Source organism: Mycobacterium sp. D16Q16, assembly GCF_002013745.1.
Classification (GTDB): Bacteria; Actinomycetota; Actinomycetes; order Mycobacteriales; family Mycobacteriaceae; genus Mycobacterium.
The window spans coordinates 39,061-65,323 of sequence record NZ_MAEY01000019.1; the positions used below are offsets into that span (position 1 = coordinate 39,061).

Sequence of the window (26,263 nt, forward strand, 5' to 3'; positions counted from 1 at the left end):
CGTATTCCCAACGATTTCATTACGCATTGCCAAAGGTAGTGTCGCTCAACTCCCGTGCGCGAGTTGAATTGCCTTCACCACCAACAGAATGGCGCCCACAATCAGATACCCCCTAAGCGCGAGCATCCCCAGTTTGGTGCCCGGACTCCAAGAGACCGGTTCGAGCAATGCCAGCGGCGGCATGCGCCAGGTCCGCGGGTCAACGCCCTCGAGGGCCTTGTTCATCGCGGCGACCGCCGGATCAGCGCGTTGTCTCCCCGATGCCCACCACAGACCAATCCCGACCAGCGCCGCGAGTATCGCGACGCCTACGGCCAGGTCACCGGCGACCTGTACGACGTCCAGATCCGGGAACAGCGTCGTAGCCATCAAGATGCCGGAAAGGAACAGCAGCACACCGACGATGAGTCCGGCCACAACGTTGAGCCACCCCTTGTTGACCCACGGCCCCAACACCGCCTTGTCATTGCACAACAACAGCAGGAACACACTCGCGCTGGGCAAGAGCAGGCCGGCCAGTGCTTGCACCGCGGTAGTCATGAGCCCGAGCGGGGCATTCGGGATCAGCACAATGGCCGCTCCCACACCGACCATCACCGTGTACGACAGATAGAACGGTTTGGCGTCCTTGACGTTGCGGTGCAGAGAGTGCTTGAGCCCAAAGGTGTCACCGAACGCGTAACTGGTGGCCAGGGTGACTGCGGCCGCTCCGATGATGGACGCATCCAGCAGGACGATGGCGAAAATCTTGCCCAACAACGGCTGAACCTGCCCCAGCCAGTCGGCGATCATCCCCGCATCGCCAGCGTCGCCCCATTTGTCCGGGCCCGAGTTGCCGGTCGCACGGGCCGCATAATCGGCCGTCATGACCAGGGCGGCGGCGCCGATCACTACGACGAGTGATCCGATGACGGTGTCGGCGCGTTCGTACCCGATGAACCGCGGCGTGATGCGCTTGTCCACGATGTTGGACTGCTGGAAGAACAACTGCCACGGCGCGACGGTGGTGCCCACCATCGCGATGATCAGTAGCACAGCACCCGAGCTGATTCCGCCGTCGATGCCCGGCACCACGAAACCGTGGGCGGCCCTTCCCCACTGCGGATCTGACATCAAGAACATGGGGATCTGCAACAGTGTGATCACAATGAACACGAACATGGCGCGCTCCCACCGGCGGAAGCTACCGGTGGCCATGATGAGAATCAGCGCGATTGCGGCGAGGGGCACCGTGTAGTACTTCGAGACTCCCAGGTACTCCGAAGCCAGTGCGACACCAATGAATTCGGTGACAAGAGTCAGGAAGTTCAAGATGAACAAGTCGCCCACGGAGAACCAGCCCCAACCACGACCGAATCGTTCGTTGATCAGCCGTGCATGTCCGACTCCGGTGACCGCTCCGAGGCGAACCACCATCTCCTGGTTGACGATAAGAACAGGGATGAGCAACAAGAGCACCCACAGCAAGCTGTACCCATAGCTCTGACCGGCCTGCGCGTACGTCGCAACACCACCCGCATCGTTGTCGCCGACCATGACGATGATGCCCGGCCCCAAGATGGCGGCCATCGTCGCCATCCGCGTTTTGAAGGTGCGTGCCTGGCCAGGATCGCTCACACTGATCTTGCCGAACGCACCTTCGATATCACCCAGATGGGCCGAATCAAGGACGGCGCTCCTTGGCTGGGCCGTAACTACTTGTGCCGCAGCACCAACGCGGTTGTCCGGGCTTTCCGTGGAGGCGTCGACGATTCCGTTTTCGCTCATGGCGTGGCTCCGTCCTGGCTCGACGCGACCTGGCGTACCGGACGCGGGGCGGGCTCACGGCGACGCCAGTCTTCCGGGATGAGCGCGGCCAGCACATCGTCATAGGTCACGACGCCGAGCACCTTGTCTCCCTCGTCTACAACGGGAATCAAGGCAAGGTTGTAGTCGGCCATGAGCAGTGCGACGTCGGTCAGGTCAGCCTCCGGGGCGACGCGCACCGGATCGTCGTCCATGATCGATTGCACGGCAGCATCAGGATCGGCCTGCAAAAGCCGGATCACCGACACCACGCCCACCAGTTCGCCGTTATCGGAAATCACGTGCACCTTCAGGAGTGCCTCCGGCTGCAGGGATTTCGCCGCAGAAATCGCACCAAGAGCATCACCGGCGGTGCTACCGAGCACGCAGGAGACAATGTCGACATTCATCAGACCACCGGCCGACTCGGGGCTGAACCCCATCAACGTGATCACCTTGGTACGTTGCGGTCCCGGCATCAGGTCCAAGACCGCACGCCGACGCGACTGCCGCAGATCGAAGATCGCATCGGCAGCGTCGTCGGCGCGCATCCGGCCAAGGAGAGCCGCGACATCGGCATCGGACATGTCTTGGAACAGCTTGCTGGCCTTGTCCGAATCGAGTTCCTCGAACACATCGGCCTCGAGCTCCGGGTTGTCACGGACGCGGTCGAGGATCTCGCCACCCTCCTCCTTGGTGGCCTCCTCGAGCAGGTCGGCGATCTCGGCGGGCTTGAGCGTGTTCACCCTCCCCCCGACGCGGCGTGCCAGCAGCGACCCACCATGGCCGATCATTGGCTCGAATGCCTTCCAATCCCGACCGGCCTGGCCCGCTCCGGCCTTGATCAGGCCGAAAAATCTTGCGGGACGGCGCGTATCGAGCCGGGCAAGTATCCATCCCTCGGCTGTTTCCACGAGCTCGATATCGTAGGCGTGCACCAGCTCGGCATTGTCCACGTCGATGAACCGATGGTCGAGCACGTCCTCGTCGAGCAGGTACTCGCCGTCGCGGCGTTCGAAGCCGCGCAGGTCAACCTTGTTCTTACTCAGTTCAATTCGATGCGGTGCCACGACGGAAATCACATCCGAGGATACGAACACCCTGCGCCCACCCATGTCGACCACGTACCCGGTGACGAGCGGGTACTCATCCGACCCGCGGAACCGAACGATGACATCCTCCAGCCGGCCGATCGTGTCGCCGGAGCGCGCAACAACCGGAGCCTTCAACAGATCCGAGAACTGGATTACTCGCGGCGTCGCCGCCTTATTCGAAGTAGCCATGCCGACTCCTCAGCGTTTGAACCAATACGCTCCGACCGCCCAGCGGGCGGCCGAAGCGTATTGGGCTCGAATGAATTCCGAATGTCCACGCACTGTGAATCGGCTGTGCGTGGCTGCGATGGCAGCACCCTGAGGGCTACCGCGTTGGGTGCGCCCCTAGCGACGCCGAAACAACCGCAAGCGGCGAGTAGGCCAGCTGCAGATTGGCGCGCTCTTGCGGGGTCAGCCGGTGCCGTGTCCACACCCGGCGTACTGCGTTGAATGTTGTGCTCATGATCGGACTCCTTTTTAGGGAAGCCGCATACCCGAACGCAAGCGTCAAAAGTATTGACTAAAGCGAGGTTTCACCCTCGTACGAGCAGCAAGGTATGCGGCAGCTGTTGTCTATGCGGACTGTCTCCGGATATCACGGTTGTGCCTCACCTCCTTGCCGTCGGGGCGCACGCGGGCGCCTGCTGCCGGAACAACGACCACAAGAGAGAAATACCGGACAACGACGCCGCCCGGCACGCACCCCTCTCGTCAGGGCTTCGGCACTACGTGACGTGTCCGCTCGCGGAAGCCACTTCGGGTCATCCCTTAGTCCGGGAAGACCTGTCCTAACCTTGGGCGTCTCTCGACGTCGTCAGATCAGTGGCCTGTATTCACGTAGGAGCCTCACCTAGCAAGGTGCTGAACCGATACCCATGATGGGCCGGAGGAATCTGCTTGTCAAGGCGACTACGCCGGTGCCGACACTGCGGGTGTCATGCCCCCGGTAGTCCGTGACGGCTCGCCGGGTCGATCGCGGGATCCGCGGCACCGATTTCCTGGGCCGCGGATTGCGCAGCGGCCACTGCCGCAGCGACTTCGGGCGTGGTCTTGGTTTCGAACCACCCGGCAACCTCTGCGGAGTCATCCTCGGGACGCTCGGTGGACTCATCGTCCGGGGACGGTTCATAGCGGAACACGCCGTCAGATCCTGGGGCACCCAGCAGCTTGGTGAACCCCTGCAGTGCCGAACCGAAGTCACTGGGTATGAGCCACACCTTGTTGGCTTCACCCTGGGCCATCTTCGGTAACGTCTGTAAATACTGGTACGCCAACAACTCTGGAGTCGGCTTACCCGATTTCACTGCGGCAAAGACCTTTTCGATGGCCTTGGCTTGGCCCTGCGCCTGTAGATATTGGGCGGCACGCTCACCCTCGGCACGGAGGATGCGGGACTGGCGTTCGCCTTCGGCGGCGAGGATCGCCGACTGCCGGGAACCTTCAGCGGCGAGGATCTGGGCCTGCTTCTGCCCCTCTGCCGACAGGATTGCCGCCTGCCTGGCACCTTCGGCCGACAAAATCATGGCGCGCTTCTCACGGTCGGCCTTCATCTGCTTTTCCATCGACTCCTGCACGGAGGGCGGCGGATCGATGGATCGCAGCTCGACGCGGGCGACGCGCAGGCCCCAGCGTCCGGTGGCCTCGTCGAGCACACCGCGCAACTGACCGTTGATCTGATCACGCGAGGTCAGCGTCTGCTCCAGCGTCATACCACCGACCACGTTGCGCAGCGTCGTGGTGGTGAGCTGTTCCACACCGACGATGTAGTTGCTGATCTCGTACACCGCAGCTTGCGGATTGGTGACCTGGAAGTAGACGACGGTGTCGATGTTCACCGTCAGGTTGTCCTCGGTGATCACCGGCTGGGGCGGGAAGGACACCACCCGTTCGCGCAGGTCGACCTTGGCCCGGATACGGTCGACGAAGGGCACCAGGATGGTCAACTGCCCGCTCACGGTCTTCGAATACCGCCCCAGGCGCTCGATCACCGCGGCCTCCGCCTGCGGGACGAGTGCCACGGACTTCAGCACGATGGTGACGCCCAGGATGATCAAGACGATCAGCACAAAGGCTCCGGCAGCTACTCCCATACCCGTACTCCTGTCACTGAGGTTACTGCGCTAGATCTGCTCGACAACCGCCGTCGCACCGTCGATCTGAACAACCGTGACCGTCTCACCCTGTTCGAATCGACCCGACTTCTCCAGGCTGCGGGCGGACCACATCTCTCCGCCGAGCCGAACCAGCCCATGGACGTCATCGACCGGTTCAATCACGATGGCACTCTTGCCCTCCAATGCCCTGGCATTGGTATGCAGGACCGGGCCTGCCGTCAGTCGTTTCCGCAGCGCCGGCCGCACACCGACCAGCAGAATCACCGCGCTGATGACGAAGACCAGCCCCTCGGCCCACAGCGGCATGTCGAACGCCCACCCGGCACCGGCCGTGACCAGCGCCGAACCGCCCAGCATCAACAGGAACATGTCACCTGTCATCAGCTCGGCGGCCGCGAGCAGGATGCCTGCGACGAGCCACACAATCGGCATGGCTCCACATTAGACCGCGTGGGCAACTGGTGGGGGCGGATACGGAGCCTTAGACTGCGAGCACTATGGCGAATCCGAGTGTGTCCCTGGCGGTGTGGGCAAGCGCGTGGCTGGCGGGCCGCGCGGCGCCGGACGACGTCATCGACGCCCTCATCGCATGGGCGCCAAGACATTTAGTCACCGCGTACGACGCGGTGGCCGCCGGGCACACGGGTCTCTCGTGGCCAGATATGGACGATAACGGCCCCATCGGCCTACTGCAGACGGTCCGTACCGCGACCGGTCAGCCGCACGGCTCGCCCGATATCCAGGTGATTCTGCCCGCACCCGGCGACCCTCGGGGTCTGCCCGCCAATACCCAGTTTCAGCGTGATGCGATGGAGGCAAGCGAGGCGATTGTGCTCAGCGACCGCCAAAACAATTCCACCCCAATTGGATTGGTTCCCGCCGTGGAGTACGACGAGGACCGCGGCGAGACGGTCGGCCTGTCCTGGACGGTGTATTCGCTCCCTGCCCGCATCCCCGCACAAGCGGTCCCGGACCTCGGCGAGGCCGAATATCAACTACGCCAGGCAGTCCGAACGGCCACGGCGACACTCAGCCGCGTGGATCGGGTTGTCGGCCCAACGGACGCCGACCCTCGCTCCCTGGTCGAAGATGTGCTGTCCACGCTACGCGGGCACCGCCTGCCGGACTACGCGCCACACCGGGCGGTCCGCGTGCTCGATTCAGCCAACCAGGTTGAGGCCATTGCCACGGCAGCGGCTGAGATCATGGAGTCACCCGGGGCGCTCGACGACGGAACGGTCGCCGACGCGTTACGCCCTCTCGTCATTCTGGTGCGCGAGGCGCGGATGGCCGCCGCGGCCGCCATCATCGGCGCCGCGCCCTAGGCCTCCGGCCGGCCGCAGCACAGGGGCGAACATGGGGCGCCGTTCACGCTGAACCCGTATCCCGGGGCCGGATTCTTGCCCGCCGCACGCAGCGGGGCCTGGCCATCTGCGATCTCAGCGATCAAGTCCACAGCGATGCGCGCGAATCGCTCGTCTGCCCCCGGTGTCCCCGCCCGCGCGAACTCGATGTCGTGCGCGGCCGCGTACTCCTGCGCCTCGTTGTCCAAGTCCCACACCACCTCCAGGTGGTCCGACACGAATCCGATCGGCGCCACAACCACGGATCGGATTCCTCGATCTTTGAGTGCCGCAAGATGATCAACAATGTCCGGCTCCAGCCATGGCACCTGTGGCGGGCCCGAGCGGGACTGCCACACCACGTCGTAATCCTGATATCCGGCGGCATCGGCGACCAACTCGGCGAGGTAGTGCACCTGGCGGCTATAGAGCTCGGGGCCGTGCCGCTGGTCGGCGGCTATCGGGATCGAATGCGCGGTGAACACCAGCCGAGGTGCACCCTGCAGGCCCGAAGCCGCGGCGACGACCGCCTCGGCGTACAGCTGCACCAATGCCGGGTGGTCGAAGTACTGACGAAGCTTCACCAACTCGGGCGCCCCGTCCCCCACCGCGGCGCGGGCCCGGGCGATATCCTCTACGTACTGCGTGCATCCCGAGTAGCCACCCCAGGCAGAAGTCGTGAAGACGGCAGCCCGCTGAATCCCTTTGTCGCGCATATCGGCAACGGTTTCTTCCACCATGGGATGCCAATTGCGGTTACCGAAGAACACCGGCAGCGGGCGCCCGGCCAGTTCTAGTTGACGCGAGATCTCCTCGATCAGCGCTCGATTGATTCCGTTGATCGGCGAGACGCCGCCGAAATGGAAGTAGTGCCCGGCCACTTCGTCGAGACGTTCCGGCGGAACCCCGCGGCCGCGCGTCACGTTCTCCAGGAAGGGCCGAACTTCCTGCGGCCCCTCGGGACCACCGAAGGACAGCAGGAGCACAGCGTCGAATAACACGGCCGAATGTCCGCTGGTCAGAGCAGCTGTGTGTGCGCGCCACCGTCGGCGAAGATGATGTCGCCGGTGGTCGCGGGCAGCCAATCCGAAAGCAGGGCACACACGGTCTTGGCGACCGGTGTGGGGTCCTTCATATCCCAGCCGATCGGGGCACGCTGGTCCCAGCCGTCCTCAAGCACGCTCATCTGCTTGCCGGCCTCATCGCCCAGTGCACCGCCGACGATCGCACTCATGGCGAGCGTCCGAATAGGACCGGCCGCAACAAGATTCGAACGAATGCCAGCAGCGCCCGCCTCGCGCGCGACGAACCGGTTGACCGATTCCAGTGCGCTCTTGGCCACGGTCATCCAGTTGTAGAACGGCATCGCGCGGGTCGGATCGAAGTCCATGCCCACGATGCTGCCGCCGCGGTTCATGATCGGCAACACTGCCTTGGCCAGCGATGCGTAGGAGAACGCCGAGATGTGGAAGCCCTTGGACACGTCCTCAAACGGCGCCTCGAAAAACGGATTCAAGCCCATGCCGGTCTGCGGCATGAAACCGATGGAGTGCACCACGCCATCGAGCTTGTTGCCTTCGCCGATCACCTCGGTGACGCGCTCGGCAAGGCTGTCCAGGTGCTTCTCGTCCTGCACATTGAGCTCCAGCAGCGGCGCCGGCTCTGGAAGGCGCTGAGTGATGCGTTCAATGAGGCGCAACCGGTCGAACCCGGTGAGCACCAGCTGTGCCCCCTGTTCCTGCGCGACCTTTGCGATGTGGAATGCGATCGACGAATCGGTGATGATGCCCGTCACCAGGATCCGCTTGCCCTCAAGTAGCCCTGCCACGATTCTCCTTAGTTGTGTTCTCGCTCGTCGTACTGCTCGTCGCGCATGCGGCGCATCGCCGCGGAATTCCCGTACCTAGTGGCCCATGCCCATGCCGCCATCAACCGGGATGACCGCACCGGAGATGTAACTGGCATCTTCGGACGCCAGGAAGCTGACCACCCCGGCGACCTCGGCCGCAGTGCCCACCCGCTTGGCCGGGATGAACTCGAGTGCGCCCTCCTGGACCCGCTCATCGAGCGCGCGGGTCATCTCGGTGTCGATGAAGCCAGGCGCGACGACATTGGCGGTGACGCCCGCCTTGGAGAGCTCCCGGGCGATCGAGCGTGCCAGGCCAATGACGCCGGCCTTGGAGGCCGCATAGTTGGCCTGATTGCCGATTCCCCAGGTGCCCGAGACCGAACCGATGAAGATCATCCGGCCGAAGCGCTTCCGCTGCATAGTGCGCGAGGCACGCTGCGCGACCCGGAACGCCCCGGTCAAGTTCGCGTTGATGACCTGCTCAAACTTCTCCTCGGTCATCCGCATCAGGAATGCGTCCTGCGCGATACCGGCATTGGACACCAACACCTCGACGGGGCCCTGGTGCTCCTCGACCTCTTTGAAGGCCCGGTCGACGGCGGCGTTGTCGGTGACATCGCACTCCACCCCGAACAGGCCCTCCGGCACACCGGACCCGCGGTGGGTCACCGCCACCTTGTGTCCGTCGTCGGCAAGACGCTGCGCGATCGCCAGGCCGATACCCCGGTTACCACCGGTAATCAGGACAGAACGAGAGACAAAGGCGGGACGGACGACGCTAGCGCCCAGAGCATCAGACATGAGAGTCAATTTATCGTCTTCTTAGACTTTGGCCTAACCGACTGGCCCAACCGAACCGCCGGGCGGACACCGAATCAGTTGGGTAGACGCCGGTTGATCACTAGTCCGACGAAGGCCGCCGCGAGCACCAGCAACGCACCCAGGCGCAACCACCCGACGCTGGCATCGCCGCGGATCGTCTCGTACCCAATCTGCTGCTGCAGGTTGGCGTACACCTCCTTGAGCTGGCCGAGCGTAGACGCCGTGTAGGTTTCCCCACCCGATAGCTTGGCCACCTTCTCCATCATGTCGGGGGCGTACGGGACGTTCTGACGCTGCCCGTTGATCTCGACGTACCCGTCCTTGGTGCCGAACGCGATCGTCGAAATCGGCACCTGCTGATCCTTGGCGGTACGCGCCGCGGTGTAGGCACCCTTCGGATTGTCGGGGTTCGACGGAACCGTTTCCTTACCGTCGGACATCAACACGATGCGCGCCGGAGGCGCCTTGTCACCGCCGCCGATCACAGCACCCACCGTCGCAATGGCCTGCAGTGCCGTGAAGATGCCCTCACCGGTGGCGGTGCGATCCGCGAGCTGCAGGTTATCCAGGGCGTTTACGGTGGCGTCCCGGTTGGTCGTGGGTGAGACGAGCACTGTCGCGGTGCCGGCATAGGCGATGAGGCCCAGGTTGATACCCGGGGTGAGATTGCGGGCGAATTCCTTACCGGCTTCCTTCGCGGCGCCCAGGCGACTGGGAGCGACGTCGGTCGATTCCATGGACCGAGAAACGTCGATAACGAGCATCACCACAGCGCGGTTGCGCGGAATCCTCACGTCATGACTCGGGCCTGCCAGCGCGATGGTCAGCACCAGCAGGCCGACCACCAGGAGCGCTGTCGCCGCGTGCCGCCAGGCGCGAGGCCGAGTCGGGGCCACCGAGTCCAATAGCTCGGTGTTCGCGAAGCGCAGCACGCGCTTCTCCCGCAGATACTGCGCAAACACATACAGCCCGACCAGCGCCGCCACCAGCAGTAGTACCAGGAAGAACCACGGGTGGGTGAAGCCCGTGAGAGTCATCGGCCCGAAGAACGGCAGATCGCTCATCGAGCCCCCGCCCCCGTCCCGGCCACCGCACCACGGCGCTGTTGGGAGACAAATCTCACGATGTCGTTAATCCAGTCACGGTCGGTCCGCAGGCTCAAAAGCGGTGCACCGCAACGGCGCAATGTGCGTGCCACCTCTTCATGATGCCTGGCCGCTGCCTGTTCGAAGTCCCGGCGAAGATTCTCATCGATCCGGTACTCCTTGGTGACTCCGGTCTCGGCGTCCTGCAACAGCACCTCGCCGACGTCTGGGAGCTCCATGTCGCGGGGATCGAGGACCTCGATGCCAAGCACCTCATGGCGGGCACCGATGGCGCGCAGTGGCCGCATCCAGTTGATGGGGCCAAGGAAGTCGCTGATGACGACGGCCATGCCACGGCGGCGCTCCGGCCGTCGCAATGCGTCGATCGCCAGCGACAGGTCGCCCCGGACACCCAATGGCGCCTTGGGCATGGTGGCGATGCTGCGCAGGATGTCCTGCTCGTGAGCGCGTCCGGAGCGCGCCGGTAGCCGAACAATCTTGTCCCCATTGGCAATCAGCGCACCGAGCCTGTTGCCGCCACCACTGTTGAGGAAGATGATGGCCGCGGCCGCCGCGACCGCAAGGTCGCGCTTCTCGCAGTTAGTCGTCCCGAAGTCCAGGCTGGCCGACATGTCGACCACGAGCCACGTCTCCAGCTCGCGGTCCGCGATCATCTGGCGGACGTGCGGGCTGGTAGTCCGCGCGGTCACTGACCAATCCATCCGGCGCACGTCGTCACCGGGTTGATACAGCCTGGACTCCCCCGGCTCCGATCCCGGGCCGGGAATCAGACCGAGGTGGTTACCGTGCAGCACCCCGTCGAGCTTGCGACGGATCTTCAGTTCCAAGGTCCGCAGCGCCGCCGACAACTGCGGATCACGGATCTCGCCCCGACGCAGGGACGGGATGTCTACCGGCCGGGCGTTGCCCGGACTGGGTGTGCTCACCTGGGCGCGGCGTTATGGGTGGCCGGGACCGGGCCGTTTGTCCCCACCATCGCCGGCTGCACCGAATGTCCTTGCTGTGGAACGGCATTCACCTGCGGCAGGCCAACCGTCTGCAAAATCCGGTTGATCGCGGTGTCGGCGGAAACCTCGTCGGCCAGCGCGTCGTAGCTCATCACCAGGCGGTGGCGCAGCACATCCGGGATGACCTCGATGACGTCCTGTGGGATCACGTAGTCACGCCCCCGCACCAAAGCCAGTGCCCGGGAGGCCGCGATGATGCCCAGCGAGGCACGCGGGCTCGCGCCGTAAGAGATCCAGTTGGCGACGTCGCCGAGCCCGAACTGCGCGGGATTGCGGGTGGCCGAGATGACCCGGACCACATAGTCGACCAGGGCGTGGTGCACAAAGTTGTTGGCCGCGAGGTCCTGCAAGCGCAGCAGCGCGTCAGCGGACAGGATCTGCTTGGGCTCCGGCGGCGTGACACCCATCCGGTAGATGATCTCGCGCTCTTCCTCAACGGTCGGGTAGTCGACGTTGATCTTGAACAGGAAACGGTCGCGCTGAGCCTCGGGCAGCGGGTACACGCCCTCGTTCTCGATGGGGTTCTGCGTGGCCATCACCAGGAAGGGCTTGGGCATCGGATAGGTCTTGCCGCCGATGGAGACATGCCGTTCGGCCATGACCTCGAGCAGTGCCGACTGCACCTTGGCGGGCGCACGGTTGATCTCGTCGGCCAGCAGGAAGTTGGCGACCACCGGTCCGAGCTCGGTATCGAACTCCTCCTTGCCCTGGCGGTAGATGCGGGTACCGATGATGTCGGTGGGCACCAGGTCCGGTGTGAACTGGACACGGGAGAACGAGCCGCCCACCACCTTGGCGAAGGTCTCGACCGCCAGCGTCTTGGCAACGCCGGGCACACCCTCGAGCAACACGTGTCCCTTGGCGAGCAGGCCGACGAGAATTCGCTCGACCAGTCGGTCCTGGCCCACGATGACGCGCTTGACCTCAAAGATGGCGCGCTCGAGGTTCTGCACCTCGGCGGCCAGGGCCGGTGATGTCGGACCCTGCGGGGCGTGCGGCGCGGGACCGGCGCTTCCGCCGGAGTACCCGGCACCTCCCCCTGGTGACCCTGGTGATGACATCAACTTCCCTCCGGCTCTGCCTGACGATTCCGTGCTATTTCGGTGGCTTCTTGGTGGCCATGTGCATATGAGCGGCACCCAGCCCTGGGCGGCGCCTCCGGTCCACTATTCCAGCATCCCGGGATTTGGTCCACGTACCCGTTCGCTGGCGCGCCGTTCTAGCTCACCCGAAGGATCAGAAGAGCTACCACGCGATGATGCGCACGGCATAGGGAGTCATGCCTCCGGTGCGCACGGGCGACACCGTCACCTTCTCCGCGCTGCCGCTGGCTTCCAGCATCTGACCGTTGCCGAGGTAGATCACCACGTGCTGTGAACCGCCCGGGCCGTAGAACAGCAGATCGCCGCGCTTCGCCTGCGAGACAGGAATCTTCTGGCCCGCGTTGTACTGATCACCCGAGTATTTGGGCAGCTTCACGCCGGCTGCCGCGTAGGAGAACATGGTGAAGCCGGAGCAGTCATAGCCCACCTTGCCGGCGTCGTAGTCCACGCCCCCGCTGGGCCCGCGCACGGTGCCGCCACCCCACGAGTACGGGACACCAAGCTGCGTACCGCCGCGCTGGATCACCGCTTCCACCGCCTGACGGCCGTACACGAGTGGACGTCCGGCTCCCGCAGACGCGCGGTTACCGCCGATGCCCAACGCACCCAGCGCGGTCTGTCCGACCCCCATCACCCCGTTCATGATCTTCGTGGGGTCGGCGCCCTGACTCGGCCCCGCGAAGGGCAGTGTGTTGTCCCAGTCGCCGCCCGACGGGTTCAGCCCGAGGGCGTTCAGGAAGGCAGTGCCAACATTCGGGCTGATCGGGTTGTCATCGGCTGAGGCCCGCGGGACACCCATGAACAGCACCAGTGCGACAGCGATCCCCACCGCGAGGGCCGCACGCACGACGAAGAGGCCCTGAACTTTGAGCAATCTGGTCGTTTTCGCTGTGTTCACAGGTTCTACCACTCAATCAATCGGGTTACGAAGGGCGTCATGCCGCTGGTGCGAACCGGCGACACCTTGACCACATCGCCGGTGTTCGGCGCTTCGAGCATCTGACCGTTGCCGAGGTACAACGCAACGTGCTGGCTTGCGTTGGGGCCGTAGAAAATCATGTCGCCGCGCTTCATCTGCGCACTGGGCACCTTGCGCCCGGAGTTGTACTGATATCCGGTGTAGTGCCTGAGTCTGATGCCGACCGCGGCGAACCCGTACATCATCAGTCCAGAGCAGTCATAGCCGACAGTATTTGCACCCGAGTCGATTCCGCGGGTCGGACCGTTGTAGGAACCACCACCCCACGAGTACGGCGTGTTCATCGCGCTACCGGCGCGGGCGATCACCCGCTCCACATTCTCCCGGCCGTAGACCTTGGGGAGGTACTCGCCACCCTCGCTGGAAGCCGCCGCCGCCGGGGCAGCTTTGGGGCAGAACATTCCGATCACACCGCACACCGCGGACTGGCCGACGTTGGCTGCGGTGTTGCCGATGCCCAACACCATGTTGATGGTCTGCGTCGGATCGGTCGGCACGTTGGCGCTGGCGATCATCGGAAGCGTGGTATCCCATTGGCCACCGGCTGCGGCAGCAGGAGCCGGCCCCTCGGTCCACTCGTTGCCATTACCCGCGATGGCGGCACTCGGATTGACCACCCGGGCGGTCGCCGTCGACGCCGCGAACTCCGGCCCACGGGCGGCGGCTAGCTGCGCCTCGGCGCTCTTCTTCTTGGCCGCCAACTCCGACGCGGTTCCGCGCTGCGCTTCGAGCTTCTTCTGTACATCCTTCATCGCCGACACCAGGTCGTCCTGCTGCTTCTGTGCGTCAGCGGCGGCCTGGTCGGCCTTCTCCTGGATGGCCCGCGCCTGCGATTCCTTGTTGACCTGCTCTGTACGTGCGCGGCGCAGGTTGTCCATGACGGTCTGCGAGCTCGCCTCGACACTCTTGGTCACCGAGGCCAGACGCACCACGTCGTCGGGGCTGGTAGCGGTCAGGTACGAACCCGAGGGGCCGGCCATGTACGTGGCCGCGGCCATCCGGTCGAACTTGCCCTGCGCTTCGACGATCGCGCCATTGGCGGTGTCGACGGCCTGCTGCCCCTCTGCGACCGCCTGGGCTGCTCCGGCCGCCTTGTCACGCGCGTCCTGAAGATCGACCAATCCCTTGTTGATGGACTCCTGTTGGGTCTGCACGTCAGCGGTGAGCTGTTCGATCTGCTGGTTGGTGTCGGCCAGTTGACTGATCAGCGAGGCCATGTCATTGGGTTCTGCGGACGTGACCGCAAGGGTGTTGGGCCACATCATCAGACTCGCGGCCATCAGCGAGGGCACGACCAGGGCGACTGCCACGGTTCGTTTGCCACGCACCGCGAAACGGTCCGCGAAATGCTGCGGGACTGTCCGTTTCATTCGGTCTGCCGTCTCCTCGATCTTTGGCGCTCGGCGAGCCTTCTCGGTCATAGCGGCCCTTCCCCGACACGCTCCCAGTTGTCACATAAGACGCACTAACCACTTTGGCGCCACTTGCACCGTACGTCACTTTGGCAACTAATGAAACTTTAGTCACAAATTACATATGTGTAATTAATTGGCCACTGACAGGCAATTGCAGAGACGCCTTCGGGCGGTTAATTGACCTGAATTGAATATCGGCAGATCATCCGGGTTCCATACTGCGCGCGGCTATTTCGTGGCGAAACAGGCTGCGCGAATGGTTTGCAAATCGTTACTTAACCGAGTCATTCGCAAATCGGCCGCGCAGGAGTGTAATTCCCGTGCAGACCGCGGCCACGAACAGGACAAGCACAATGGTCAGCGCGGTCCACGAGAAGTGCTCACGCCCGAGCTCGTCTACGAAGTTGTTGGCGGAGAGCACCGGATTGCCGGTCTTGGCGACATCCTGCCCAGCCTCCAACGTCACCCTGTCGAACTTCGCACTGTAGGTACCGGCGTACGACGGGCTAATGACGAGGATCGTCGCGTCCGGATGGTCCTTGCCGATCTCGGTGGCGATATCGCGCAGCGGTGTGTCGATCCAGGGATTACCGGGAAGCGAGATGACCTTCAGGTCGATGTTCTTGGCATGCGCCTTCGCGACGACGTCCTTCAATCCGGGGACATCCGCGGCGGGGGCGGCCACGCCATCCTCGTTGACATCCGCGCGCGCCATCTCCAGGCACTTGGCCGACCAGCCCATCGGATCGGTACCCGCGGTCTGGACGGACACGCCCACCGCCTGGCAGAGCTCGGCGGGGATGATGGTCGGCAAGTGCTGCGGCGTCACGCGATCAATCTAACCCCCACCGTGCGCGGCGTTGCGCGCGCAGACACGCCGCATTTTGCGTGCATATCGGCACCCACTACGAAGATGACGAGTGCCAGCGCGGGAACGGGGTGTGAAATTTGGGCATCCCCCTTATTACGGGACAAGCGTACTGTTAGACTGACGACGGAAGGCAGCCATCTGCGGTGGCGCCTCCGGAACCCCGCCTGGCACAGCCCGCCGGCGGGTGGCCTTCGAGCGAGCTTTGGAGCTGATGTGACTAGCAACGAATCGGTGAATTCCTTCGGCGCACGCGGCACTCTGCAGGTTGGTGACGAGTCGTATGAGATCTTCCGACTGAACGCCGTACCCGGTACCGAGAAACTGCCGTACAGCCTGAAAGTGTTGGCGGAGAACCTGTTACGCACCGAGGACGGCGCGAACATCACCAAGGACCATGTCCTGGCGCTGGCCGACTGGGACCCCTCGGCGGAGCCGAGCGTGGAGATCCAGTTCACCCCGGCCCGGGTGGTCATGCAGGACTTCACCGGCGTGCCCTGTGTCGTCGACCTGGCCACCATGCGTGAGGCCGTCTCCGCACTCGGCGGTGACCCCGACAAGGTCAACCCGCTGTCCCCCGCCGAGATGGTCATCGACCACTCGGTGATCCTCGATGTCTTCGGCACTGCCGACGCCTTCGAGCGCAATGTGGAGCTCGAGTACGAGCGCAACGCCGAGCGCTACCAGTTCTTGCGTTGGGGCCAAGGCGCTTTCGACGATTTCAAGGTCGTCCCCCCGGGCACCGGCATCGTGCACCAGGTCAACATCGAGTACCTGGCCCGGACCATCTTCACGAGGAACGGGCAGGCCTACCCGGACACCTGTGTGGGCACCGACTCGCACACCACGATGGTCAACGGCCTCGGCGTCCTTGGCTGGGGTGTCGGCGGTATCGAGGCAGAGGCCGCCATGCTCGGCCAGCCGGTCTCGATGCTGATCCCGCGCGTCGTCGGCTTCAAGCTCACCGGTGAGATCCAGCCGGGCGTCACCGCCACCGACGTGGTGCTGACCGTCACCGACATGCTGCGCAAGCACGGTGTGGTGGGCAAGTTCGTCGAGTTCTACGGCAAGGGTGTGGCCGAGGTGCCACTGGCCAACCGCGCCACGCTGGGCAACATGAGCCCCGAATTCGGCTCTACCGCAGCGATCTTCCCGATCGACGACGAGACCATCAACTACCTGCGCCTGACCGGCCGCGACGATCAGCAGCTGGCGCTCGTCGAAGCGTACGCCAAGGAACAGGGCATGTGGCACGACGCCGATCACGAGCCCGCCTTCTCGGAGTACCTGGAACTCGACCTCTCCACCGTCGTGCCGTCCATCGCCGGGCCCAAGCGTCCGCAGGACCGCATCGAGCTGTCTGACGCGAAGAACGCCTTCCGCAAGGACATCCACAACTACGTGGAGGAAAACCACCCCGCACCGCACACCCAGCTCGACGAGGCGGTTGAGGAGTCGTTCCCGGCCAGCGACACCGCGGTGCTGTCCTTCGCCGAGGATGACGCGGTCATTCCGTCGGCAGCCAATGGTGGCGAGGGCCGCCCGTCCAAGCCGGTCAAGGTGACCTCCGCCGAGCGCGGCAACTTCGTTCTGGACCATGGCGCGGTCGTGGTCGCGGGCATCACCTCCTGCACCAACACGTCCAACCCGTCGGTGATGCTGGGTGCCGCACTGCTGGCCAAGAAGGCCGTCGAGAAGGGTCTGACCACCAAGCCGTGGGTCAAGACGAACATGGCCCCCGGGTCGCAGGTCGTCACCGACTACTACAACAAGGCTGCGCTGTGGCCATACCTGGAGAAGCTGGGCTACTACCTGGGCGGCTACGGCTGCACCACGTGCATCGGTAACACCGGCCCGCTGCCCGACGAGATCTCCAAGGCCATCAACGACAACGACCTGTCGGTGACCGCGGTGCTCTCCGGTAACCGCAACTTCGAAGGGCGCATCTCCCCCGACGTCAAGATGAACTACCTGGCCTCCCCGCCGCTGGTCATCGCCTACGGCATCGCGGGCACCATGGACTTCGACTTCGACACCGACCCGCTCGGCCAGGACCACGACGGTAACGACGTGTTCCTCAAGGACATCTGGCCGACCGCCTTGGAAATCGAGGAGACCATCGCCTCGTCGATCAACCGCCAGATGTTCACCGACTCCTATGCCGACGTCTTCAAGGGCGACGAGCGCTGGCGCGGACTGCCCACCCCCGAAGGCAACACCTTCGAGTGGGCCGACACGTCCACCTACGTGCGCAAGGCCCCGTACTTCGACGGGATGCCACTGGAGCCCACGCCCGTCACCGACATCACGGGAGCGCGCGTACTCGCCCTGCTCGGCGACTCGGTGACCACCGACCACATCTCACCCGCGGGTTCCATCAAGTCGGGCACCCCGGCCGCGCAGTACCTCGACGAGCATGGCGTGGACCGCAAGGACTACAACTCGCTGGGTTCGCGTCGCGGTAACCATGAGGTGATGGTGCGAGGCACCTTCGCGAACATCCGGCTGCGCAACCAGCTCCTGGACGACGTCTCGGGCGGTTACACGCGCGACTTCACCCAGGAGGGTGGTCCGCAGGCCTTCATCTACGACGCTTCGGTGAACTACCAGAAGGTCGGCATTCCGCTGGTCGTGCTGGGCGGCAAGGAGTACGGCTCCGGATCCTCGCGTGACTGGGCCGCCAAGGGCACCCGCCTGCTGGGCGTCAAGGCCGTCATCACCGAGTCCTTCGAGCGCATCCACCGGTCGAATCTGATTGGTATGGGCGTCATTCCGCTGCAGTTCCCGGCCGGAGAGTCGGCGGCCTCGCTCAAGCTCGATGGCACCGAGACCTACGACATCAGCGGTATCGAGAAGCTCAACGAGGGTTCGACGCCCAAGACCGTGCACGTGACCGCGAAGAGACTTGCAGAAGACGGCACTGTGTCTTTCCAGGTCGAGTTCGACGCGGTGGTCCGAATCGACACCCCCGGTGAAGCCGACTACTACCGCAACGGCGGCATCCTGCAGTACGTGCTGCGGAACATGCTGGCCGGCTAGAAACGGCTGACCAACAGTGCCGCGCGTTAGCGAGGATCACCTCGCGGCTCGTCGCCGCCAGATCCTCGATGGCGCGCGGCGCTGTTTTGCCGAGTATGGGTACGACGGTGCCACCGTGCGCCGCCTGGAGCACACCATCGGCATGTCGCGGGGGGCGATCTTCCACCATTTCCGCGACAAGGACACCTTGTTCTTCGCGCTCGCCCGCGAGGATGCCGAGCGGATGGCGAACGTCGCCAGCCGCGAGGGCCTGGTGCAGGTGATGCGCGATATGCTGGCCGATCCGGATCAATTCGATTGGCTGGCAACGCGTTTAGAGATCGCCCGCAAGTTGCGCAATGATCCCGAATTCCGGCGGGGCTGGAACCAGCGTTCCGAAGAGCTCAACACCGCCACCTTGGCACGGCTACAACGCCAGAAGAAGGCCGGCCGACTGCGTGAGGACGTGTCCAGCGAGGTGATTTTGGGCTATCTGGATCTGGTGCTCGACGGCCTGGTGGCACGCCTGGCCGCCGGTGAATCCACCGAAAGCCTCAGCCGCGTGTTGGATCTCGTCGAGGATTCGGTGCGCCGTGCCGATCACGCCTGACTCCAAGGACTGGACCTGGGTCCTCGAACGCCCCTGCGGTGAATGCGGATTTGATCCCGCCGCAACATCATTCGCGCGGATACCGGATATCGTCCGGGATAACCTGAGGGCCTGGCAGCGGGTGCTGGCCCAGCCCCGGGTGCGGGTACGCCCCGACGAGCAGACCTGGTCGGCGCTGGAGTACGGAGCGCACGTCCGCGACGTGTTCCGCATCTTCCTGACCCGGCTGCAGCTCATGCTCGCCGAGGACAACCCCTTGTTCGAGAACTGGGACCAGGACAAGACGGCCGTCGAGGACCGGTATGCCGAGCAGGATCCACAGGCGGTAGCCGTCGAACTCGCCGCGGCGGGCGAAGCCATCGCCGCCGCCTTCTCCGATGTGCCCGAGTCGACCTTACAGCGACGCGGGAGACGAAGCAACGGTTCGATTTTCACCGTCGCGACACTGGGTCTGTACTTCGTGCACGATCCGGTGCATCACCTGCACGATGTTTCCCGCCTGCCTGCGGATTAGTGCGGAAAGTCGATGACGGCCCGGGCGGGCGTGTCGGCGATGTACACGACTGGGCATTTGGGCGCCTGTGCCGCGACCTTCCACGCCATCACGCCGTTCTTGTTTTTGAAGATGTCCGCGTCCTGCATGAGACGAGCCGATCGGACCACCGCAGAGCCGGGAGGCGCTCCGAGATCATCGGGTTGCGGAAATGACTTCACGTGCCGGTTCTCGGGATGGTCGACGGTCCCCATGATGGTGTCGTGCGCCGCCGCGCCGCGGAATGCCACCGCGTATCCCCCGTCGACCGGTGTGACCGAGAATGGTGGGGCCTGCCAATAGGTCACCGGCCCTACCGGCGGCGCCAGCTTGTCCGCTCCGAAGCTGAACGTCACCCTGTCCAGGTCATCGAGAGTTTCGATGCGCACATCGTGCAGGATATTGGCATAGTTCTCGGCGCCGCCGTCGGTCACTATCGGGCACGCGGGTGCGGCCGCCGCCTGCGGGGCACCCACGAGCGGCCCGACTACCAGTACAAGTGGTACCAGGTATCGATACATGGTTAGCGAATGTACGGCGTTCGACGCCGTACCGCTGGCGTTCGACCGGGGATTGTCCCCCGTGGCTAACCGTGGGCCGGGCGATGGTGCCCGGTCACAAACCCCTTAGTGCGGCAGATCCACCACCAGCCGAGGCGGATTGGTCAGCGTGCTCACCTCGGGGCAGCGCTGTTTATTCAGACCCAGCGCCCACCGAACCTTCCCCTCGAAGTCCTCGCCTTGCTTGGCCTCGGCCAGGATCGGGAAATCCTTCGGCTTGATCTCGCTCGGGCCCGGATACGAACGGATGGGCTTATCAGTCTCATGCGCGGACGCCCCGTCGAACAACACGCCGAGCAATGCGCTACCGGCGACGATGACGTTGTCTCCCTTGGGCCCCGCCGAGACGCTGGCCGGGCTGTCCACCGAGTACTTGGGAACCACCAGCTGATCGAGCGCCACCTTGTTCTTAGGGTCAGCCTTGGCATCCGGCCCGAATTCGAAAGTGACCCTGTCGTAGTCGTCCTGCTTACCCACGCGGACGTCGCGCAGCAGAGTGGCCACATTCTTGCCGCCACCGCCGCTGACCGTCTCGCAGGCCGTGACGCGGAACGTCTCGGGGGCAGGTGTTGAGGTTTGCGGCAGCGCCGTCGTCGTGGCCACGGGCGACACCGAGTCGCCCAGCCGGCGCACCTCACCGGCGCAACCGGATGCCGTCATGGCCGCCAGCACCAGCACACCAATGTTCCGGATACCGCCTTGTCCTCGCATCGCATAACGGTAGCAACAATTGGCACCCGAAAGCTCAACGGGCACACTGCGTGTCGAACGCCAGTTACGCCTTGCGGCCGCGCCGATTCGGGCCACCGCGCCCGCGTAGGGTGGCACCCGATTCCACGAGAGCGCGATGCACGTAACCATACGACCGGCCCGTGCCCGCGGCGAGCGTACGAATGCTCGCGCCCTTCTCGTATGCCGCTTTCAGCTCGGCACGCTCCTCGTCGCGTGTTTTGGCCATCGCGACCTCTCTCCCGACTCCATGCCGCTGCCCCTGTGGACGGCTCGACCCGGTTGCACCATAGCGCAAATGTGATCACGCAGGTGCACGAGACGCGGATGGCGTACGAGAAATGGTCAGGCCAGCTCGATGAGGTCCCGGTACTCGTCCGACCAGTAGTCTTCGGTGCCATCCGGCAACAACACAACGCGTTGTGGATTCAATGCTTCAGCGGCTCCCGGGTCGTGTGTGACGAGAACGACCGCCCCCAGGTAACTGCGTAGCGCGTCCAAAACCTGTTCGCGTGAGGCGGGATCCAGGTTGTTGGTCGGCTCGTCGAGCAGCAGCACATTCGCGGTCGAGGCCACCAGACCCGCCAGGGCCAGACGGGTCTTCTCACCGCCGGACAGCGTCCCAGCCGGCTGCTCCAGCTGCGGGCCACTGAACATGAACGCACCCAAGATTCCGCGCAGCTCCTGCTCCCCCGTATCCGGAGCGGCATGACGGATGTTCTCCCACACCGTCGCGTGATCATCCAGGGTGTCGTGCTCCTGCGCGAAGTATCCGAGCTTGAGACCATGGCCCGGCTCCAGCGCGCCGGCATCCGCGGTCTCCGCGCCCGCCAGCAGGCGCAGCAGCGTCGTCTTCCCCGCGCCGTTGAGCCCGAGAACCACGACGCGCGAACCACGATCGATGGCCAAATCCACCCCGGTGAATATCTCCAGAGACCCGTAGTTCTTGGTCAGCCCCTTGGCCACCAGCGGCACCCGCCCACACGCCGCGGGCGTCGGGAACTTGATACGGGCCACCTTGTCGGCCACCCGCTCTTCGTCGAGTCCTGACAGCATCTTCTCGGCGCGACGCAACATATTCTGCGCGGCAACGGCTTTGGTCGCCTTGGCGCCCATCTTGGCCGCCTGGGTACGCAGAGCCGATGCCTTCTTCTCCGCGTTGGCCCGCTCGCGCCGACGGCGCTGCTCATCCAGCGACCGCGCGTCCAGATACTTCTGCCAACCCATGTTGTAGACATCGACCTCGCCGCGGACGGCATCCAGGAACCACACCTTGTTGACCACATCGGCCAGCAGATCGACGTTGTGACTGATCACCACGAGCCCGCCCTCGTGGTTCTGCAGGAAACCGCGCAACCAACCGATCGAGTCCGCATCGAGGTGGTTGGTCGGCTCGTCGAGCAGCAGCGTCATATTGGACCCAGCGCCACCCTCAGCCGCGCCGAACAGAATCCGGGCCAACTCCACGCGTCGCCGCTGACCGCCCGAAAGCGTGCGCAGCGGCTGGACGAGCACCCGCTCGGGCAACCCGAGGCTTGAACAGATGCGGGCTGCCTCACTCTCCGCGACATACCCACCCAGCGACGAGAAGCGCTCTTCCAGCTGCCCATAACGGCGAATCGCCTTATCGCGCTGATCCTCGTCGGCCAGCTCCGCCATCAGCGTCTGCTGCTTCTCCAACTCGCTGATGATGGTGTCCAGGCCACGCGCCGACAGCACCCGATCGCGCGCCAGCAGGTCCAGGTTCCCTTCCTTGGGATCCTGTGGCAGGTAACCGATTTCACCGGTCCGAGACACCGACCCGGCGTACGGCTCGCCCTCGCCTGCCAGAATTCTCATCGAGGTGGTCTTGCCGGCCCCGTTACGCCCCACCAGCCCGATGCGGTCACCGGGCTGGATGCGTAACGCGGGGCCCGGCGCATAGACGAGTGTGCGGGCGCCGGCGCGGACCTCGAGGTCCGTCGCGGTAATCACTACTTACTCCTTGAATGCTGTGTGCGCGTCTCGCGCCGTCAGCGCTTGTCTCTGAACGCCGCCGCCCGCTTTTCCTTGCGCGCGGCGGTGGCTTCTTCGAAGTTGTCGGTGAGCAGCCGGACATAGAGCTGGCCCAGGCCCTCTTGATGCATGTGACTTTCCAGGCTAGCGGCGTCCAGCCCACTCCAAATGGTGCGCTTGGTCAACTCGATCCCTGGACGGGAGAACCCGGCGATGCGCTCTCCAATCGCGTAACACTCTTCCAGTAGCGATTCGGAGGGCACCTTGCGGGATACCAAACCGATGCGCTCTGCCTCGTCCGCGTCGACATCGCGGCCGGTCAGCATGATGTCCGAAGCGCGGGACGTGCCGATGGCGCGCGGCAACAAGTAGCTCAGCCCCAGCTCGCTGGCTGTCAGTCCGTTGTTGATACCGGCGGCCCGGAAGTAGGCGGCCTCGGATGCCACCCGAACGTCGCAGGCCAGCGCCAGGCACAGACCGCCACCGATGGCGGCGCCGTTGATGGCGGCGATCACCGGCTGGTGCATGCGGCGCAAGGTGAGGATGACGTCGTCCAGCAGCTCCATGGATCGCAGTGCGATCGTCGGCTGGGTCAGCCCTCCGATGTGCGGAATGGGCCCCGCGGATTTCTGATCGGCGCCCGAACAGAACCCCTTACCTGCCCCGGTGATGATGACGGCGCGCACGTCGTTGTCGTGGCTGATGTCGACCAGCATCTGCTTGAAGGGCAGCATCACGTCGAACGCCATGGCATTCATCCGGTCGGGCCGGTTCAGGGTGACCAGGGCAATATCCGGGCGCGGACGATCCACCAGCACGAAACTCATGCGTCCATATAACCGACCCCGCCGGATTGCACCAAATCGTTTCTGTGCGGCGACGCCCTTCGGGTGTTACGCCTCTTGTTCGCGCAGCGCCGCCTCAACGTCCAGCTCGCGAACCTTCTGCACCAGATCGGCCAGCGATGCGGGCGGCAGCGCACCGGGCTGGTTGAACACCAGCTGGCCCTGCTTGAACACCATCAGAGTCGGAATGGAACGGATGTTCGCCGCCGCCGCCAGAGCCTGCTCGGCTTCGGTATCCACCTTCGCGTGGACGACATCAGGGTTCTCCTCCGACGAGGCCTCGAAGACAGGCCCGAACTGGCGGCACGGTCCGCACCAGGAGGCCCAGAAATCGACCAGCACGATGTCGTTGTCGTGGACCAGGTCATTGAACGCGTCAGCGGTGATGTCACGTGTTGCCATGTCGTCCTCAACGTTGCCGGGGTGCGCGATGTTCCGTCGCCACTCAGTACAGGGGTCTGCTCAGTACAGCGCGGCCAGGGCCTTGCCGATGTTGAATCCGACGAACTCCTCCTGTCGCCCCGCCCGCAGCTTGTTGACCCATTCAGGGTCCGACAGCAAGGCACGGCCGACCGCGATGACGTCGAACTCGTTGTTGGCGAATTGTCGCAGTACCGCTTCGACGGGCGCGGGCTCGATATCCCGCACCTCGGTGGGCTTGAACTCCGTCTGCAATCCCACCGAGCCGACGGCAATGGCCGGCAATCCCGTGACACGTTTGGTCCAGCCGGCAAGGCTCAGCTCTCCGTCATCGCCGGCCAAGTCCACGAAGGCGGGCACATAGTGCCGGCGGGTAGACGGGTGGAAGACATCCACACCTGCCTCGACCAGGGGGGCGAGCAGCCGTTCCAATTCCGCCGGGCTGTCAGCCAGCGTGGCCGTGTAATCCGCCTGCTTCCACTGTGAAAACCGGTACAGAATAGGGAAATCCGGCCCGACGGCGGCACGTACGGCCCTCACCACCTCGACCGGGAATCGCACCCGATCGACGACCGAGCCGCCATAGCCGTCGGCCCGAACGTTGGTGCGCTCCCACAGGAACTGGTCAAGGAGGTAGCCGTGGGCGCCGTGCAACTCCACGGCGTCGAATCCGGCCGCCTGGGCATTGCGGGCTGCCGTCGCGTACTGCTGCGCAAGCGGGGCGAGCTCACCGGTCCGCAGTGCACGACCTTGCGGGGAGGCATCTCCGCCCAAGCCGGACGGGCTCACCGACTCCACCTGGGGATTGAACTCCGGATCGACGCCGCGTTCGACACCCTGGTGCCACAGCTGCGCGGCGATCGCCGATCCCTCGTCGTGCACGGCATCGGTGACCGCGGACCATCCCGCCAGCACCTCATCGCCGACGAGGCGCGGAACGCTGGACTGGCCGCCGGCAGCATCATCCGGAATGAAGACACCCTCCGTGATGATCAGCCCCACACCCCCGGCGGCACGGCGGCGGTAGTACGCCGCCACATTCTCACCGGGCACTCCGCCGGGTGAGGCCGACCGCGTCATCGGCGCCATCGCGAACCGGTTCGGTGCGGTCAGCGATTTGACGGTGAACGGTTCAAAGAGGGGCGCTACGTCTGGTCTCACGTCGGTCACGAGGTGTCAAACTACGCCGACGCCCAATCCATTCCAGATAACGTGGTCAACCATGTCACCAAATCTCTGGCCACGGCCCATGTTGCTCGTGATCGCCGGAGCCGTCGTGTTATCCGGCGCGGCATGTGGCGGGTCCGGGGATAAGGCAGTTACATCCTCGCCCGGCCCTGCCTCGACCACCGTCACCCGGCACGCGGGTGGCCAGGACCGGGCCGGTGGGCTGATCTCCGGGGTGTCGGGCCACACCGTCCAGGTGACCAACCCCGTCGGCAGCGCCGACATCGACTTCAACACGATGACAAAGCTCACCGAGGTACAACCCGCAGAGCTTGCGGATGTCGTCGTCGGCAGCTGCGTCAGCGTGCTGGCGACGGCAGACGCGGCTTCGTCGGACCAGGTCACCGCACAGCGCGTGCTGATCAGCACGGCCGAGGACAACAAGTGTGCCGTGGACACGCCGCCCGGGAGCGCACCGCCTCCCGGCATACCGCAGGGACCACCGCCCGGCGCTCCCGAGGGCCCGCCGCCGTTCGGCGGCCCGAGCGTCCAGGGCGCGGTCGCGTCGGTCAACGGCAGCACCGTCGTGGTCGCCAACACCGATCCCAGTGGGGCATCGGAGATCCAGACCAATGTCACGGTGACCGCTGATACCGCCTACGACAAACGGCAACCCACCGAGGCCACCGCCATCATCACCGGCAAATGCGCGGACGCCCGCGGCACCAAGGACGCCGGCGGGGTTCTTCAGGCCACCAAGATCGATTTAGGTCCCGCCACCGATGGGCGATGCGGACCGCCCCCACGGTAACTCCGGGCATGGCTTCGGCCACGGGTCATCGCCCAGGCTGACGTCGGCAACACACAGCAACTTCGCACAGACACCGGAGCGCCACCTCAGT

Annotated in this window: 25 protein-coding genes, 1 pseudogene and 1 riboswitch; of the genes and pseudogenes, 5 read left to right on the plus strand and 21 right to left on the minus strand. The window is 64.7% G+C overall.

From position 1 onward, the window contains the following. Positions 1-45 precede the first annotated feature (45 nt). The 5 genes from B4394_RS18140 to B4394_RS18155 all read right to left on the minus strand — a co-directional run bounded on the left by B4394_RS18140 (position 46) and on the right by B4394_RS18155 (position 5,425). The gene (locus tag B4394_RS18140; RefSeq protein WP_078315875.1) at positions 46-1,767 is read right to left on the minus strand and encodes an Nramp family divalent metal transporter; all 1,722 of its coding nucleotides are present in this window, start codon (positions 1,765-1,767) and stop codon (positions 46-48) included. Then, entirely contained in the window at positions 1,764-3,068 is a 1,305-nt protein-coding gene (locus B4394_RS18145) for a magnesium transporter MgtE N-terminal domain-containing protein (RefSeq protein WP_078315876.1), read from the minus strand. The genes B4394_RS18140 and B4394_RS18145 overlap by 4 nt, the downstream gene beginning before the upstream one ends. A gap of 136 nt (positions 3,069-3,204) precedes the next feature. Continuing rightward, a complete protein-coding gene (locus B4394_RS25475) occupies positions 3,205-3,342 on the minus strand; it encodes a hypothetical protein (RefSeq protein WP_176138337.1) in 138 nt (45 codons plus the stop codon). Positions 3,343-3,575: 233 nt separating this feature from the next. Next, positions 3,576-3,744, minus strand: a riboswitch (M-box (ykoK) riboswitch). A 70-nt stretch (positions 3,745-3,814) separates the two neighbouring features. Further along, positions 3,815-4,969, minus strand: coding sequence for an SPFH domain-containing protein (locus tag B4394_RS18150; protein ID WP_078315877.1), 1,155 nt, complete (start codon positions 4,967-4,969; stop codon positions 3,815-3,817). Positions 4,970-4,999: 30 nt separating this feature from the next. Further along, positions 5,000-5,425, minus strand: coding sequence for an NfeD family protein (locus B4394_RS18155; RefSeq protein ID WP_078315878.1), 426 nt, complete (start codon positions 5,423-5,425; stop codon positions 5,000-5,002). Between the two features lie 65 nt (positions 5,426-5,490). Between B4394_RS18155 and B4394_RS18160 the strand changes: the two genes are divergently transcribed. Then, positions 5,491-6,318: an Rv1486c family protein gene (locus tag B4394_RS18160; protein WP_078315879.1), complete on the plus strand. Its 828-nt coding sequence runs from the start codon at positions 5,491-5,493 to the stop codon at positions 6,316-6,318. Here the strand turns inward: B4394_RS18160 and B4394_RS18165 are convergent. The 9 genes from B4394_RS18165 to B4394_RS18205 form a co-directional block, all read right to left on the minus strand. Next, on the minus strand, positions 6,315-7,337 hold the full coding sequence (locus B4394_RS18165) for a ferrochelatase (protein WP_078315880.1): 1,023 nt from the start codon (positions 7,335-7,337) through the stop codon (positions 6,315-6,317). The two genes, B4394_RS18160 and B4394_RS18165, sit on opposite strands and share 4 nt — an antisense overlap. 17 nt (positions 7,338-7,354) lie before the next feature. Further along, a complete protein-coding gene (inhA, locus tag B4394_RS18170) occupies positions 7,355-8,164 on the minus strand; it encodes an NADH-dependent enoyl-ACP reductase InhA (protein WP_078312000.1) in 810 nt (269 codons plus the stop codon). A 75-nt stretch (positions 8,165-8,239) separates the two neighbouring features. Further along, positions 8,240-8,986, minus strand: coding sequence for a 3-oxoacyl-ACP reductase FabG1 (gene fabG1, locus B4394_RS18175; protein ID WP_078315881.1), 747 nt, complete (start codon positions 8,984-8,986; stop codon positions 8,240-8,242). 74 nt (positions 8,987-9,060) lie between these two features. Then, on the minus strand, positions 9,061-10,071 hold the full coding sequence (locus B4394_RS18180; protein WP_078288051.1) for a VWA domain-containing protein: 1,011 nt from the start codon (positions 10,069-10,071) through the stop codon (positions 9,061-9,063). After that, positions 10,068-11,039, minus strand: coding sequence for a DUF58 domain-containing protein (locus tag B4394_RS18185; RefSeq protein WP_078311998.1), 972 nt, complete (start codon positions 11,037-11,039; stop codon positions 10,068-10,070). Before B4394_RS18185 ends, B4394_RS18180 begins: the two co-directional genes overlap by 4 nt. Continuing rightward, a complete protein-coding gene (gene moxR1 / locus B4394_RS18190) occupies positions 11,036-12,181 on the minus strand; it encodes a chaperone MoxR1 (protein ID WP_078311997.1) in 1,146 nt (381 codons plus the stop codon). Before moxR1 ends, B4394_RS18185 begins: the two co-directional genes overlap by 4 nt. A 184-nt stretch (positions 12,182-12,365) precedes the next feature. Next, entirely contained in the window at positions 12,366-13,052 is a 687-nt protein-coding gene (locus B4394_RS18195; RefSeq protein ID WP_286142112.1) for an NlpC/P60 family protein, read from the minus strand. Positions 13,053-13,126: 74 nt separating this feature from the next. After that, complete coding sequence (locus tag B4394_RS18200; RefSeq protein WP_078312081.1) at positions 13,127-14,572, minus strand: NlpC/P60 family protein; 1,446 nt, start codon at positions 14,570-14,572, stop codon at positions 13,127-13,129. A gap of 316 nt (positions 14,573-14,888) precedes the next feature. Continuing rightward, positions 14,889-15,446: an Rv1476 family membrane protein gene (locus B4394_RS18205; protein ID WP_078315882.1), complete on the minus strand. Its 558-nt coding sequence runs from the start codon at positions 15,444-15,446 to the stop codon at positions 14,889-14,891. 255 nt (positions 15,447-15,701) lie between these two features. Here B4394_RS18205 and acnA point away from each other — a divergent pair, with 255 nt between their 5' ends. The 3 genes from acnA to B4394_RS18220 are packed head-to-tail and all read left to right on the plus strand — an operon-like array spanning position 15,702 to position 19,627. Beyond that, positions 15,702-18,524 (plus strand): aconitate hydratase AcnA, encoded by a 2,823-nt coding sequence (acnA, locus tag B4394_RS18210; RefSeq protein WP_217697775.1) that lies wholly within the window; start codon positions 15,702-15,704, stop codon positions 18,522-18,524. A gap of 16 nt (positions 18,525-18,540) precedes the next feature. Next, entirely contained in the window at positions 18,541-19,113 is a 573-nt protein-coding gene (locus tag B4394_RS18215; RefSeq protein ID WP_078288046.1) for a TetR/AcrR family transcriptional regulator, read from the plus strand. Then, the gene (locus B4394_RS18220; RefSeq protein ID WP_078315884.1) at positions 19,097-19,627 is read left to right on the plus strand and encodes a DinB family protein; all 531 of its coding nucleotides are present in this window, start codon (positions 19,097-19,099) and stop codon (positions 19,625-19,627) included. Before B4394_RS18215 ends, B4394_RS18220 begins: the two co-directional genes overlap by 17 nt. Here B4394_RS18220 and B4394_RS18225 read toward each other — a convergent pair. From B4394_RS18225 to B4394_RS18255, 7 genes and pseudogenes are all read right to left on the minus strand, one after another. Next, a pseudogene (locus tag B4394_RS18225) lies at positions 19,624-20,187 on the minus strand (hypothetical protein); the annotation flags it as partial. The gene B4394_RS18220 and the pseudogene B4394_RS18225 sit on opposite strands and share 4 nt — an antisense overlap. Before the next feature lie 84 nt (positions 20,188-20,271). Then, a complete protein-coding gene (locus tag B4394_RS18230; RefSeq protein ID WP_078311992.1) occupies positions 20,272-20,916 on the minus strand; it encodes an AMIN-like domain-containing (lipo)protein in 645 nt (214 codons plus the stop codon). A 64-nt stretch (positions 20,917-20,980) separates the two neighbouring features. Further along, positions 20,981-21,163, minus strand: coding sequence for a helix-turn-helix domain-containing protein (locus B4394_RS18235; RefSeq protein ID WP_078288042.1), 183 nt, complete (start codon positions 21,161-21,163; stop codon positions 20,981-20,983). 116 nt (positions 21,164-21,279) lie between these two features. Next, complete coding sequence (locus B4394_RS18240) at positions 21,280-22,908, minus strand: ABC-F family ATP-binding cassette domain-containing protein (RefSeq protein ID WP_078311991.1); 1,629 nt, start codon at positions 22,906-22,908, stop codon at positions 21,280-21,282. Between the two features lie 38 nt (positions 22,909-22,946). After that, on the minus strand, positions 22,947-23,756 hold the full coding sequence (locus B4394_RS18245) for an enoyl-CoA hydratase (RefSeq protein ID WP_078315885.1): 810 nt from the start codon (positions 23,754-23,756) through the stop codon (positions 22,947-22,949). Positions 23,757-23,822: 66 nt separating this feature from the next. Beyond that, the gene (trxA, locus tag B4394_RS18250) at positions 23,823-24,176 is read right to left on the minus strand and encodes a thioredoxin (protein WP_078311989.1); all 354 of its coding nucleotides are present in this window, start codon (positions 24,174-24,176) and stop codon (positions 23,823-23,825) included. Positions 24,177-24,236: 60 nt separating this feature from the next. Further along, positions 24,237-25,364, minus strand: a complete 1,128-nt coding sequence (locus B4394_RS18255; protein ID WP_078315886.1) for an NADH:flavin oxidoreductase — start codon at positions 25,362-25,364, stop codon at positions 24,237-24,239. Between the two features lie 52 nt (positions 25,365-25,416). On the opposite strand from B4394_RS18255, the gene B4394_RS18260 reads away from it, so the two are divergent. Next, entirely contained in the window at positions 25,417-26,172 is a 756-nt protein-coding gene (locus B4394_RS18260; protein ID WP_139360285.1) for a DUF5666 domain-containing protein, read from the plus strand. The last annotated feature ends 91 nt before the right edge of the window (positions 26,173-26,263 follow it).

Excerpts from the sequence above, each read along its gene's own strand:
- B4394_RS18260 (WP_139360285.1), top strand. The coding sequence starts at position 25,417 with ATGTCACCAAATCTCTGGCCACGGCCCATGTTGCTCGTGATCGCCGGA.
- B4394_RS18160 (WP_078315879.1), top strand. The coding sequence starts at position 5,491 with ATGGCGAATCCGAGTGTGTCCCTGGCGGTGTGGGCAAGCGCGTGGCTG.
- fabG1 (WP_078315881.1), bottom strand. The coding sequence starts at position 8,986 with ATGTCTGATGCTCTGGGCGCTAGCGTCGTCCGTCCCGCCTTTGTCTCT.
- B4394_RS18150 (WP_078315877.1), bottom strand. The coding sequence starts at position 4,969 with ATGGGAGTAGCTGCCGGAGCCTTTGTGCTGATCGTCTTGATCATCCTG.
- moxR1 (WP_078311997.1), bottom strand. The coding sequence starts at position 12,181 with ATGTCATCACCAGGGTCACCAGGGGGAGGTGCCGGGTACTCCGGCGGA.
- B4394_RS18235 (WP_078288042.1), bottom strand. The coding sequence starts at position 21,163 with ATGGCCAAAACACGCGACGAGGAGCGTGCCGAGCTGAAAGCGGCATAC.
- B4394_RS18245 (WP_078315885.1), bottom strand. The coding sequence starts at position 23,756 with ATGAGTTTCGTGCTGGTGGATCGTCCGCGCCCGGATATTGCCCTGGTC.
- B4394_RS25475 (WP_176138337.1), bottom strand. The coding sequence starts at position 3,342 with ATGAGCACAACATTCAACGCAGTACGCCGGGTGTGGACACGGCACCGG.
- B4394_RS18230 (WP_078311992.1), bottom strand. The coding sequence starts at position 20,916 with ATGCGAGGACAAGGCGGTATCCGGAACATTGGTGTGCTGGTGCTGGCG.
- B4394_RS18140 (WP_078315875.1), bottom strand. The coding sequence starts at position 1,767 with ATGAGCGAAAACGGAATCGTCGACGCCTCCACGGAAAGCCCGGACAAC.
- B4394_RS18200 (WP_078312081.1), bottom strand. The coding sequence starts at position 14,572 with ATGAAACGGACAGTCCCGCAGCATTTCGCGGACCGTTTCGCGGTGCGT.
- B4394_RS18145 (WP_078315876.1), bottom strand. The coding sequence starts at position 3,068 with ATGGCTACTTCGAATAAGGCGGCGACGCCGCGAGTAATCCAGTTCTCG.
- B4394_RS18155 (WP_078315878.1), bottom strand. The coding sequence starts at position 5,425 with ATGCCGATTGTGTGGCTCGTCGCAGGCATCCTGCTCGCGGCCGCCGAG.
- B4394_RS18180 (WP_078288051.1), bottom strand. The coding sequence starts at position 10,071 with ATGAGCGATCTGCCGTTCTTCGGGCCGATGACTCTCACGGGCTTCACC.
- trxA (WP_078311989.1), bottom strand. The coding sequence starts at position 24,176 with ATGGCAACACGTGACATCACCGCTGACGCGTTCAATGACCTGGTCCAC.